This window comes from Undibacterium sp. Di24W (genome assembly GCF_049340325.1).
Classification (GTDB): domain Bacteria; phylum Pseudomonadota; class Gammaproteobacteria; order Burkholderiales; family Burkholderiaceae_D; genus Undibacterium.
On record NZ_JBMPOP010000008.1, the window covers coordinates 160,605 to 173,391 of the forward strand.

Sequence of the window (12,787 nt, forward strand, 5' to 3'; positions counted from 1 at the left end):
CAACTGCCTTCTATCGCAAAAACTGAACTGAGCATAAGGTCAGTGCTTACAAAATATAACCTCCGCATTAAAAGTGACGAAAAATACCCCTAAAAGTATCTATAAGCGATACTCAAGTACGATCATGCTGCAGCTAGACAGTGCTACGCCAAACGTTCAATTTAATATAAAATGGATAATTAAAATCTACCAATACCCTCAACACTGATTGCTGCCATGACGCCCACCAACAAACTCAAACTCAATCTCGTCATTTTCAGCCTGCTAGGACTTTTTTGGTATTTAGACAGACCGACACCCGAAGCGAAAGCCATTTATGAGAGCGTCAAACTACTCAACCAACCAGGTGCGAGTGCTGAATTCAATTTACCTGTAACCTCAGCGGAAAATTCTAAAAGCTGGTCACTCCCCTCTTACCTACATGGCATCACGGCACCGCATCCAGAACAAACCGGTGCCTATATTTTAGAAAATGGTATAGAGGCGCTGTTGGCGCGTGCCTGGTTAGCAGACCACGCGACGACTAGCATCGAAGTGCAATACTTCATTTGGAGCACGGACAATATCGGCACGCTAGCCTCAGAAGCTTTAATCCGCGCTGCTAATCGTGGGGTAAAAGTGCGCGTCATTGTCGATGATTTATTGATAGATGCGGCGGACAAAACTTTGCTGGCACTGGCCAAACATCCCAACGTTGAAATCCGGATTTACAACCCTAAGCACAGAGTGGGTAGCCATATAGGACAGCGCGTTTGGAACATCATCTCTGATTTCAAATCAGCCAATCAACGTATGCATGACAAGGTATTTGTGGTCGACGGTGTGGTTGCGATCACGGGTGGTAGAAATATGGCGAGTGAATATTTTAACTTTCATCATGAATCCAATTTTCGTGATCGCGATGCGCTAATCCTTGGCGCAGCGGTGAAAAAGGTAAGTCACAATTTTGAAAATTTTTGGAAACATGATTTGAGTGTTCCCGTCGAAACCATTTTCGCCAATCATCGCTTCATGCAAAGTACGGTCGATATCAGCGATCAAGAAGTGCAAACGATTTACCAACAACTACATGTCTACGCGAATCAAGATGAGAATTTTGATCCGCAGTTAAAACAAGCCATACGCAATATTCCTCAATCTTTCGAACGCATTGCACAAGAAATGGTGTGGACTAAAGTCGATTTCATTCACGACATTCCGGGAAAAAATAGTCAAGAAGGCCTGCATGGAAGCGGTGAGAGCTCGCGTGCCTTAGCCGAGTTGGTACGTGGTGCTCAAAAAGAAATCATTATTCAATCGCCATATCTGATTTTATCCGACAAAGCGAAAGCCTTACTACAAGAGACCATCAAACGCGGCGTCAAAATTATCGTCAATACCAATTCCATGGCATCGACAGATAATTTACAAGCCTTCAGTGGCTATCGTAATCAGCGCGAAGAACTACTCAAGATGGGCTTACAAATTTTTGAATTTCGCCCCGATGCCGAAACTCGCGGCAAGCTGCTGACTTCACCTGTGATAGACAAGTTCAAACCAGCCGTATTCGGCCTACACGCAAAATCTATGGTGGTCGACGGCAAAATCGCTTACATTGGCACATTTAACTTTGACCCTCGCTCCGAGAACTTGAATACCGAAGTTGGCGTTGTTATTCATAACGAGCAACTCGCCACGCAACTGGCAAAAGCAATTCGTGATGATATGAAAGCGGGCAATAGCTGGAATGCGCTAAGCGAAGATCCTGATCAATTCGTTGGACGTGGCAAACGTTTTAAAGTATGGTTGATGCAGTTACTGCCATTGCGGCCGATACTTTAGTTTTCGACGGCAATGAGTGTTGACTATGCTAGGTCATATATTGTTGATTTTTCTAAACCAATCCTGAAGTGATCTAGTAGTCAGAATTAACTAATGTGCAGCTCCTCTCAAGACATCGAGATTATCGCTTTGTAATGTTCGGAAAAGTCGCCATAACTATCGGGGTCTTCTGCAGCGTAAAATTTTTGACGCTGCGCTACCGAAGCACATGCTAACTGCATTGCAGATAAAACTTCCATATCGATTAAATCCGAGCGATGCCTTATCTGCCAATGGGTCATTCGTAAAAAGGCGAACGCGCCATCTGCGTCCCCTTCTGCGAGATCAGAAGTGATATAAGTAACGAAAGCCATCACATAAAAATTAAATGGTATCGCAGGCATTGAGCCCAGATCCTCTTGAAAATGCAACGCATTTTCTTGAAACATTTGCACAGCTTCTAATAAAGATTTTCCAAAAAAATTACTATGTGCATAGCGTGCTTCGAGGTCTCCTTCGTCTGGGTTTCCCCATTCTTTTTTCCCGGGAATTGCTATATGTCCGCTCGTTTTACAATTCATATTTTGACTGTAATGAATTAGGTCGTATTGTACAAACTATTTTTCGTGGCGATACAAGCGCTGACACAAACAAAACCGTGAACCGCGCTAAGTCAACGCATCACTCGCTAAACCACTGCGGCATAAGCCAATTGCACATAATGTGAGATTTGCCGGTCTTTTATTTCATCTAAGCTGGTGAGCTTGATGTGACGGCGTTGCTTACCTTTTCCTTCCAAAAGATCGTAAACATCGGGCAAATTCGCGCCATCGCCGAATTCTACAGAGATGTGATTAGTGTAAGCAAACACGCCGCAAAATGCCTGCGACCTGGAAAAAAGTATTCCGCCATACTTCACTTCTTCGGTCACGTCTTTCCCCAAACTCAAAACTAAATGACGCACGGCTTGCACTAGCGCGTGGCTATTTTCATTGACCAAACTCAAATCTTGCAATAACGCGGCTACACGATCGTTTTTCATACCAGTTGACTCCATACTTGACGCAAGCCCAGAAAATGCAAAGTACCAATCAGCAAACATACACCTGAGCTGATGATCCAAAATACGGTGCTATTACCAGGGAAATATGGCATCAACAATGGAAATGCAACGCCACGCAAAGCAAATACCGCGATGATCCCGCACAAAATCCAAGGCAACAAAGGCAGGCGCATAATCACACCAGCTGCCGACAAAGCATAGGCGGCACAGACTAATAATGCAGTACCGACGATCAATGCCATCACATGAGGATAAGGATGCCCGTGTTCCGCCATTCTAGCCATCACTTCACCTGCACCTAATAAGCGATATAGAGGCGCGCCAAACAAGATACAAGCAAAATGCAATAGAGCGGCGATCGTCGAGAATACTGCACCCACGATTAAATAGATATTTGAGGAATTTTGCATAGCATGACGAAAATGACTGATCTAGTGTAGACGGGATAATAATCTGAATACACAAAAAATCAAACCACGTTTCGCTTGTTTTTTCGCTGTTAGCTTGGGGTTCGATTGAGCTCTGCAATTTGAACTGAACGGCATGGGCTGCCAGCCGGGATTTGTTCAGGGTATCGCATTGCGAGTTCATATCATTTCTGCTGCCACCAAGTGTCTGATTTTTAATGCTTTCTCAAAATGATCTAAGCGATGCGTCATGATCCACCAAGTCGCGGCTTCCATAAGGAGCTCAGGGTCATCGTTTTTATTCGCAAAAAATGCGTAAAACGATAGTCCAACTGCATTACCTTTCTGAGCGATTTTGCTGTCACAAACTGTGATAATTTTTTGTTTTAAAGATGCGCGCATGGAGGTGGTTTATGGTGAACGGCTTGGTTTGATTTTATGGCAGCATTTAATTGCTAGATGTAGCTACTTGCTGAACCAGTTTTTTAAAGATGTCGCTCTTACTAACGGAATCATAAACAGAGGTGCCCATAGGGTAAAATGGTATTTCAGAACCTAGTTTCCCCGCTTTTTTCAGTTCTAGGGTAATTCTAGGTGGGTTTGAAAAAAATGTTGATGGGCGTACATTGATCACATCAGAAAAAAATACTTTTTCCTCAATCGCTCCCTTTTTTATCAACAAATAACTACCACAATCAGACACTTCATCCATCAGATCCCAATACATCAACCTCATCATAAAAAATCCAAAACATGCCACAATCATAAGTCCAAGTAGGTGTGAAATTTTGATATCCCAATCATCATCGGCAAGATTCATAACGACCATCATCGCCAAAAAGGCAAACCAAATAAGAGGGATTTTTTTTGTAGAATCCGGTCATACCGGATGAAATTGTATTGTCCATAGTGCAGTGGAATACCAGTTTTATTTTGCATTAAGGGATGCGAAAAGATACATTATCAGGCCGAGTTATCCAATCGAACAATCAGATAGATTAATCGCTCTATTGAATAGATCAATCTTACAGATTTCGAGTGAATCTGAACACTAGATCAATTTGGACTTAACAAGATTTTTGCAAAGTTAAAGCGAATCAATCCCTATGCAGCAATTAACTAACCGTCTCACCCGCCATCAACACTGGTTGCCATAAAACTTGCAAATCAGATGGTGCTGCACCGTTTTGCAAGGCTAACAGCATCTCAACCATTTTCTTACCCGCTAAATCAGGATTGGGCTGCTCTATGGTTGTGACGTGATAGCCAGCCAACGAGTCTTCCATTTTACCCCACACGATAATCGACATTTGCTTACCAATAGTGACACCAGCATCGAGCAAAGCACGCATCGCACCCACGCCTGCCATGTGGTTATCAACGATGACCGCGCTAGGTGGTGTAGTGCTGGCAAGTAGTTGTTGCATCGCGGCGTAGCCACCGCGTCTGTCATTGGAATTATCTTTGAGGTAATCGGGATTGGGGCTAAGGCCAGCGGCGTGCATCACATTTTGAAAACTATCATAACGCTGACGCGCGAAATTCATTTCCAATGGTGCACTCATCAATGCGATACGTTGATGTCCATGCGCCAGCAGATGTTCTACCGCAACCCGCATACCGCTTTCATTGTCGTAATCAAACCAGGCATGTGGCTCATTAACCCGAGTACGTCCATGCGCGACAAACGGCAAGCCTTGTTTGGCGAGATAAGCGACACGCTCGTCGTAGAGTTTTGTACGTCCAACGATCAAGCCATCGACGCGACGCTCTTTGACCATATGCTCGTAAGAGCGCAATTCATTCGCGGGAGACACCGGCGCCATCACCAGATCCATTTGGCGCTCTTCCAGCGCTTCCACCATACCACCGATGATTTGCATGAACATAGGATCGGCCAAATCATTCGCCACCAAGGGATGAATAATGCCGACTACATTAGTACGCCCCGACGCTAAGCTACGCGCCATGGGATTAGGACGATAACCAAATTGCTCAGCCGCAGCCAACACGCGTTGACGCGTGCGTTCACTCACTTCAGGATAACCGTTTAGGGCACGACTGACCGTCGTTTCTGAAATCCCGAGATTCTGTGCCAGTTTTTTAAGGTTCATGGTGCCGATCAAGTTTGCGTCGCTATTAGCCATAAGTAGCGATATGCCATTCCAAAAAGAAATGAAGTGTAATGCTATGCTGCTGACTGTACAAGTGTTTTCAGACTTACACCTTAGGTTTAAACTAAGCTCAACCAAAGCCAAAACAACGTGCCAAATTACAGGGTATCGATTACCAATTCACTCGAATAAAGTTCGACGAATTTGCTTTATTAGTCATCTCTGTTTTCAATACTTTACTGCTTGCATCCCATTCAAATTTCAATGGCGCACTATTTTTACCGGTTGTGGTTAGTAGGTTGACTTGCTGCGGAGCTTTAATCACATTGTGTATGAACAACCTAATTTGCTTGTCCTGTGCTTTCATTTTTTTACCATGAAGCTGCGTGATCTGGATCTGCAATTGCGCATTGTTCGCATCATAGCCGCTCGTAAATTGTGTCAAGCGATAAGCGGCTTTAGCATACGCATCCCGTGTTAATCCGTCATCTTCATACATCTTGCCACTGCCCTTTTGCACGCTGGCGTCGTGGTAGTAGTGCAGATCGAGCAGATGATCTTGATAAGACTGCGTGCTTTGCATAGCCGCAGCCATGGGAATAAATGCCCCAGCGCGGACGTACACAGGAATATGTTGCTCGCTCACTTTGACAGTGTGACTAGTGCCACCTTGATAGACCTCGCCCGTATAAAAATCAAACCAAGCGCCATGTGGGAACATGACATCTGCCTGTTGTTGGCCGGCGTTCATAATCGGTTGTACTAAAAAGTCATTACCCCATAAATACGAAGCGGAATGCGCGGCCAATTTAGTATTATTAGCATCGGCAAAAAACAAAGGTCGCATCAAAGGCAAACCTTGCTGTTGATTGTCAAACGCCAAAGTGTAGTTATAAGGCAGCAGACTATAGCGTAATTCAATCGCCGCCCTGGCTAATTGCTTGGCTTTCTCGGCGCGAAAGATCGCTTCAGAGGGGACGTCTTCTTGCGCATGAGGCCGGAATATAGGTTGAAACACGCCATATTGCAGCCAGCGTGCGTATAACTCGTCATCCAGATTCGCACCCGCAAAACCGCCTAAATCCGAGTGCATATAAGCCAAACCTTGCATGCCCATTTGCAACGCGATTTCTGGTTGTGAACGCAGACCACCCCAAGTGCGGTTAACATCGCCAGACCACGGAATCAGACCAAAGCGTTGCGAGCCAGAGTAGCCTGCACGCATCAAAATAAAGGGACGTTGATTCGGAAAATCTTTCTGATAGCCTTGCGCCACCATTTTTGCCCACTCATGTCCATAAATATTGTGAACCTGATCTGCACCAAGTTTGCCTTTTGCGTGCAATAAATCGGATGGATGAACTTCTGGCTCGCCCAAATCGCCCCAGACCCCAGCCACACCCATATCTGCCAGGTCTTTATAGATAGTCCAAAACCAGTCACGTGCTTTTGGTTGAAACAAATCGATCAGACCTGTATTACCAAAGTAAAAATCATACGTGAAGGGCTTACCTGCTTTATCAGTCGCCAAAATATTTTCACGCACGGCTTCTTGCCACCGGTTCGACGTTGTCAAAATAAAAGGCTCCGTGATCAACACAGTCTTAACGCCTTGTTGATTGAAATCGGCGATCATTTGCTTAGGATTGACGAAATTATCTTTGTCAAACGCCAGATTACCCATCGTGCCTTTGACTTCCTTGCCAAACCAGTACAGGTCAAAAATAATCGCATCGACGGGAATATTTTCAGCGCGATATTGGGCGATCACTTTGCGCGCTTCGGCTTCGGAATGATAACCAAAGCGGCTGGCAAAATTACCAAATGCCCAACGTGGTGGCAATGGCTGGCGCCCTGTTAGTTGAGTGTAATTACCAACGATACTAGCCCAATCTTTTCCAGCAACAATTTGATAGGTCTTGCGACCGCTGATGGTTTCATAGGCCAGCGAGTTATCTTTCTTGCTGTCGAGATCGAGTGTACCGATAGCGGCATTATCAAAATGAATGCCGTACATCTTAGATGAATACACAAGCGGGATGCCGAAATTCATCTGTGAAGAATTTTCTTCGTAGCCATAATGCGCTTTGTTGTACAAAGGCAAGCGATGGCCGCGACGATTCATACCTAGTGCACGAGCACCCGCACCATACAGTGCTTCCTGTCCATCCAGATTAAAGCTGATACGTTCTTTATTTTTTTCTGCGTTAGTGCCGCTTGTTGTTTCTATTTTTTCGTAACCAAGTTTTTCTGAGATAAGTAATTTACCTTGATAACTATAGCTAATTTGAAATGGCGACTTTTGAACCGTCACCGTCAATCCTGCGCTGGCATATTCCAGTTTATCCGCCGTTTCGCTGTAACGAAGCTTTACTGCAATGGGCTTCGCTACTAGCGCATGCGAGCCTTGAACCAATTCGCTAAGGACTTCCCCCTTAGGAATAAAAGTGGTCTCGAACACCTCGGTTGAATAGGGCGTGATGCGATATCGGCCATCATTCGTGCGTATGTCTAAATAAGTTTTAGTATGCTTGATTTGCTCAATATGACGCTGAGCATTTTGCGCCTGCGCCTGCTCACCGGCTGCAAATAAAAAAACTGTCGCAACAGCATTTGCGAGCACAGACAAAGGAAAATACTTATTCATAGCTTACCTAATCTAGATCATTGAAAGAATCACTTCGCCAATAACACTATCGTGTACTTACCCAGCAATTCAACTTTGCCAGCCTTGACTACCACGGTCTGGCCTGAGTAGTAATCTTTTACTGTCTCACCGTCTTTAAACACAGTGCCGACAGCGATGCTATGTTTCACTTCGACTGGCAAGTCCAACGCAACGACAACGACATCGTTCAATCCGTCTTTTGCATAGCTACGCTTAAACACATAAGGCAGCGCCGATAGCTGTTGATGCTCCCCAGCACCAACTGCGATATGCGCCTGACGGAATTGACCTAATTTCTGCCAGTGTTCGAGTAAATCCTGATAAGTCTGTCCGGTCGAAATCGATGGGATAGTTTTATTTTTTTTCAGCAGCGTCCAATCCATCATGGATCGTAATTTGGCATCACCTTGCGCGTCTGCCACATTTAGCAATCTAGCGATTTCATCACCGTAATAAATCTGGGCTGATCCTGGGCTTAGCATCAATTTAGTTGCCGCTTCAAAGGGTTGCAAACGCGCCGGATCAAATGGACTGCCATCATCATGCGAACTAATGTAGTTCAACACGGAAAATCCCTTAAGATCTTGCGCTAGGTAATTAGCGTAACGGCTAAACATTGTTTCGTAATTTTGATGCGCGTCTGATTTAAAACCGAAATTAATCATGCTATCGAAACCGTTGGCATAATAATTGATCCGGCTACCACCATCCATATGAAACAGTAATCCATCACTGATAGGATAGTTGTAAGCCTCGGCCGTCATAAAAAAGGCATCGTCACTGAGTTTTTTCTTAGGATGCGCTTGCTTCCACGCGTCGAATGCAATGCTGGCTTCTTGCTTGAGTTCTTTCCAAACTGATTCTTCCACGTGCTTAACGGTATCGACACGGAAACCGTCTATCCCATATTGTCGAATCCAATCTGTGTGCCACTTCATCAAATAGTATCGAGGCGCACGCGGAAATCCGGTTCGCGCAAAATATTCATCGAGCTCTTTAACTTCTTTTTCGTAACGTCCTTCTTGCTTCCACTTACTCACTAACTGCGCTGGCAGTGCTACTGGCTTATCACTCTCGGTCAAGAAGTCAGGCAGATTTTTAACCAAAGTACATTTGATCGCACCATCAGCATTCTTGTAGTCGCAAGGTGGGCCAGTCCGTACCCAATCGGCCGGCCATACAGGATCAGCCTCAGTCACTGGACCTGTATGGTTCATCACCACATCAAGCAAAATGCGTATGCCATGTTGATGTGCGGTATCCACTAGCGTTCTAAAGTCTTGCTCAGTACCGAGATTAGCATCGACTTTGGTGAAGTCTTTTGCCCAGTATCCATGAAAGCCGTACGACTTACCCGTTCCTTCATCTGTACCCGCATGGATCTGCTCTACAGGTGGCGTAATCCATAGCGCATTCACCCCTAGGCGATCGAAGTAACCGTCTTTAATTTTGGCCGTCACCCCTTTCAGGTCTCCCCCCAAAAAGCCACGTAATGGCGCGGCATCGGCCTTCCGGCCGTAGGCCAAATCATTCTTCTTATCTGCATTATTGAAGCGATCTGTGAGTAAGAAATAAACGGTCGCGTTATTCCACAAGAAGGGTTTTGCGCTCGATTTCTCTTGCGCGGAGGTGCTGCTCATAGCACTTGAGCTGATACCAAGACTCAAACTCAATAAGGACAGGCAAATCAGAGTCTTACGTAACATCGGTGATTCCTTTAATTGATACCAATAGCTAAATTCGGGAATGCAGAAACAATTGAGATTTGGGCTCTATCTTCAGATTTCACCCAAGTCTCAAATAGATAAAATCACTTCGCTTTCTTAGCTTCAAACTCATCCCGTACAAACAAAGTCAACACGCCCGCAAATACCATACAGGCGCCGCCCAGCATCAATACTTTGACCGATTGATTTGCAAAAAAATGTTTCAATATCGCGCCAAGCACCACACCCGCGACTATCTGAGGAATCACAACGAAGAAGTTAAACAGCCCCATGTAGTAACCCATTTTACTTGCTGGTAATGCGCCCGCCAAAATTGCATAGGGCATGGTCAATACGCTAGCCCAGGCAATGCCAACACCGACCATAGGCAGCAATAACATTTCTTTACTACTAATCGCAAAGATACTGATCAGACTTACGCCGCCAATTGCCAGGCAAATCAAATGCACCATTTTTCGACTGGTAATTTTTGCCAGCATAGGCAACAGGAATGCCGCGATAGCGGACACACCGCCGTACATCGCAAACATGATCCCAACCCAATTGCCAGCTTCTTGATAAGCACTGGACTGCGCATCAGTAGAATGAAAGACGACTTCTGCAACCGATGGCGTGGTGTAGACCCACATTGCGAACAAGGCGACCCAGGTAAAGAATTGCACGATGGCGAGTTGAACCATGGTCTTTGGCATCTTCAAAAAACCACCCAGAATTTCTTTGACCGCATTGACCATGCCTTTATTCGCAGCACGCTCTGCCAGAAATTTTTCCATATCGGCTGGGGCATCTTCTTTACTCAACAATACCGTCCACAATACCGCTAAAAAATAGACGCTGCCGCCCACATAAAATGAGTAACGTACCGTATCCGGGATCGCGCCATTCACAGGTACATTGCTGACACCAAGATAATCAGTAAAAATCGTTGGCAACAAAGAGGCAATGACACCACCACAACCTATAAAGAAAGTCTGCATGGCAAACCCACCTGTTTGTTGACTAGCATCAAGTTTGTCACCGACAAAAGCACGGAAAGGTTCCATAGACACATTGATGGAAGCATCCATCAACCACAACACAAAGACCGCCATCCACAACATGCTGGAGTTAGGCATCAGGAACATAGCGATTGAAGCTAGCACAGAACCGATGAAGAAGAACGGGCGACGACGCCCCCATACTGGGTGCCAAGTGTTATCGCTGAGATAGCCAATGATGGGCTGTACCAGCAAACCCGTAATCGGTGCGGCCAACCAGAGTATCGACAAATTGTCGATATCCGCGCCCAAGGTGGCAAAGATGCGACTGGTATTGGTGTTTTGCAGCGCAAAACCAAATTGAATACCAAAGAAGCCGAAGCTCATGTGCCAGATCTGCCAGAATGACAGCTTTGGTTTTGCTAGTTGTTGCATAGTGTCCCCTCAAAATTTCTTACTATTAGTTTCTGTTACTGCGTTTTTTTATCGCCAACTACATCTTTGGCGCTGCGCAATGCTTGGCGATATAGGCCGCGTGATCCGGCATGACATTGACACACTTAGCGATCACTTCCCGTACGCTTTCCAGGTATTCCAAAGTGTCCGCTTCTGTCTGTAAATCAACTAAGGAATGGTAGCTTTCGACGGGCATATTTTGTCCCTCCAAGACTTGCAACCAACCGATCTCAGCAAACAATTCATCGGCGACACGCAACAAACGACCACTGGCGCGATACATGTCCATTTTATGCGTCAAGGATTCTGGCACAGCCATCTGCGCGCAGTTTTTCCAGAACAAGGAATCTTCACGTTGATTTAACTTGTAGTGCAAAATCACAAAATCACGGATGCGTTCATATTCGAATTTGCTTTGACGATTGTATTCGTCGATCTCGACTTCACTAAATGCTTGAGTGGGAAAGAAACTGATCAAACGGGCAATTGCGGTTTGGATTAAATGGATACTGGTTGATTCGAGCGGCTCTAAAAAACCACTAGACAAACCTATCGCCACCACGTTTTTATTCCAGCATTTTTTACGCATGCCAGTATTAAATTTGAGCAGTCGCGGATCGGCCAGCGGTTTCCCATCGAGATTCGCTAGTAGGGTCGCGGCAGCTTCATCTTCGCTGGTGAACTGGCTGCAAAATACATGGCCATTGCCGATGCGATGTTGCAGTGGAATGCGCCATTGCCATCCAGCTTTATGGGCAGTGGAACGTGTGTACGGCGTCAATACCGGTGCAGATTCGCAAGGTACGGCCAGAGCGCGGTCACACGGTAAATAATGTGTCCAATCTTCATAGCCAGTTTTCAAAGTCTGTTCAATTAACAAGCCACGGAAGCCAGAACAATCAATAAACAAATCACCAGTAACGGTCTCGCCATTTTCTAGTACGACAGACTCGATGAACCCATCAACCTCTCTTTGTTTAACTTGAGTAATTTTGCCTTCGGTACGAAGCACGCCCATTTTCTCCGCAAATTTGCGTAAAAATTTAGAATACAGACTGGCATCAAAATGATAGGCGTGAGCAATTTGATTCAAAGGCGAATTCGGCACTTCATGATTCGCCGGCATAAATTTATTCGCTTTGGACGCCATGCGAGTGATCGAATACTCTTCTAATGGCGCGGCCTTGCCTTGTTGATGATACTTCTGCCAGTACTGATCAAAACGCACGGTATAAGTGTCCTGGCCTATAGTGCCAAAACCATGCATGTATCGATCACCGAGTTTACCCCAATTGACAAATTCGATGCCCAATTTAAAGGTCCCTTGCGTCTCGCGTAAGAACTCATTTTCATCGATGCCTAAGACTTGATTAAAGCGCTGTATCATAGGAATCGTCGCTTCACCAACGCCGACAATACCAATCTCATCCGATTCAACCACACGTATCCTATATTGTCCTTGCAGGACTTTTGCCAACGCTGCCGCGGTCATCCAACCTGATGTGCCACCACCGACAATTACCACGTCTTTAATCAATACATTATTCATCTTGAGTTCTCACTCTTAAAAAAACT

11 protein-coding genes are annotated in these 12,787 nt (G+C 45.3%); 1 reads left to right on the plus strand and 10 read right to left on the minus strand.

All coding sequences use genetic code 11. The annotated features are described in order from the left end of the window. The first annotated feature begins 216 nt into the window (after positions 1-216). Positions 217-1,821 (plus strand): phospholipase D family protein, encoded by a 1,605-nt coding sequence (locus ACO0KZ_RS17310; protein WP_422997502.1) that lies wholly within the window; start codon positions 217-219, stop codon positions 1,819-1,821. A gap of 107 nt (positions 1,822-1,928) precedes the next feature. On the opposite strand, the gene ACO0KZ_RS17315 is transcribed toward ACO0KZ_RS17310, so the two are convergent. The 10 genes from ACO0KZ_RS17315 to ACO0KZ_RS17360 form a co-directional block, all read right to left on the minus strand. Further along, positions 1,929-2,381 carry a hypothetical protein gene (locus ACO0KZ_RS17315; RefSeq protein WP_422997504.1) on the minus strand — a complete coding sequence of 151 codons (453 nt, stop codon included), beginning with the start codon at positions 2,379-2,381 and terminating at the stop codon, positions 1,929-1,931. 107 nt (positions 2,382-2,488) lie between these two features. Further along, positions 2,489-2,842, minus strand: coding sequence for a DUF1801 domain-containing protein (locus tag ACO0KZ_RS17320; RefSeq protein ID WP_422997506.1), 354 nt, complete (start codon positions 2,840-2,842; stop codon positions 2,489-2,491). Beyond that, a complete protein-coding gene (locus ACO0KZ_RS17325) occupies positions 2,839-3,273 on the minus strand; it encodes a hypothetical protein (RefSeq protein ID WP_422997507.1) in 435 nt (144 codons plus the stop codon). Before ACO0KZ_RS17325 ends, ACO0KZ_RS17320 begins: the two co-directional genes overlap by 4 nt. Before the next feature lie 177 nt (positions 3,274-3,450). Next, on the minus strand, positions 3,451-3,672 hold the full coding sequence (locus tag ACO0KZ_RS17330) for a DUF6500 family protein (RefSeq protein WP_422997509.1): 222 nt from the start codon (positions 3,670-3,672) through the stop codon (positions 3,451-3,453). A gap of 46 nt (positions 3,673-3,718) precedes the next feature. After that, positions 3,719-4,090: a hypothetical protein gene (locus tag ACO0KZ_RS17335; RefSeq protein ID WP_422997511.1), complete on the minus strand. Its 372-nt coding sequence runs from the start codon at positions 4,088-4,090 to the stop codon at positions 3,719-3,721. Positions 4,091-4,385: 295 nt separating this feature from the next. After that, complete coding sequence (locus ACO0KZ_RS17340; RefSeq protein ID WP_422997572.1) at positions 4,386-5,384, minus strand: substrate-binding domain-containing protein; 999 nt, start codon at positions 5,382-5,384, stop codon at positions 4,386-4,388. Between the two features lie 172 nt (positions 5,385-5,556). Further along, complete coding sequence (locus tag ACO0KZ_RS17345; RefSeq protein WP_422997513.1) at positions 5,557-8,031, minus strand: TIM-barrel domain-containing protein; 2,475 nt, start codon at positions 8,029-8,031, stop codon at positions 5,557-5,559. A 29-nt stretch (positions 8,032-8,060) separates the two neighbouring features. After that, complete coding sequence (locus ACO0KZ_RS17350; protein WP_422997515.1) at positions 8,061-9,758, minus strand: alpha-amylase family glycosyl hydrolase; 1,698 nt, start codon at positions 9,756-9,758, stop codon at positions 8,061-8,063. Positions 9,759-9,862: 104 nt separating this feature from the next. After that, on the minus strand, positions 9,863-11,191 hold the full coding sequence (locus ACO0KZ_RS17355) for an MFS transporter (RefSeq protein WP_422997517.1): 1,329 nt from the start codon (positions 11,189-11,191) through the stop codon (positions 9,863-9,865). 58 nt (positions 11,192-11,249) lie between these two features. Next, positions 11,250-12,761 carry a tryptophan halogenase family protein gene (locus ACO0KZ_RS17360; protein ID WP_422997519.1) on the minus strand — a complete coding sequence of 504 codons (1,512 nt, stop codon included), beginning with the start codon at positions 12,759-12,761 and terminating at the stop codon, positions 11,250-11,252. Between the last annotated feature and the right edge of the window lie 26 nt (positions 12,762-12,787).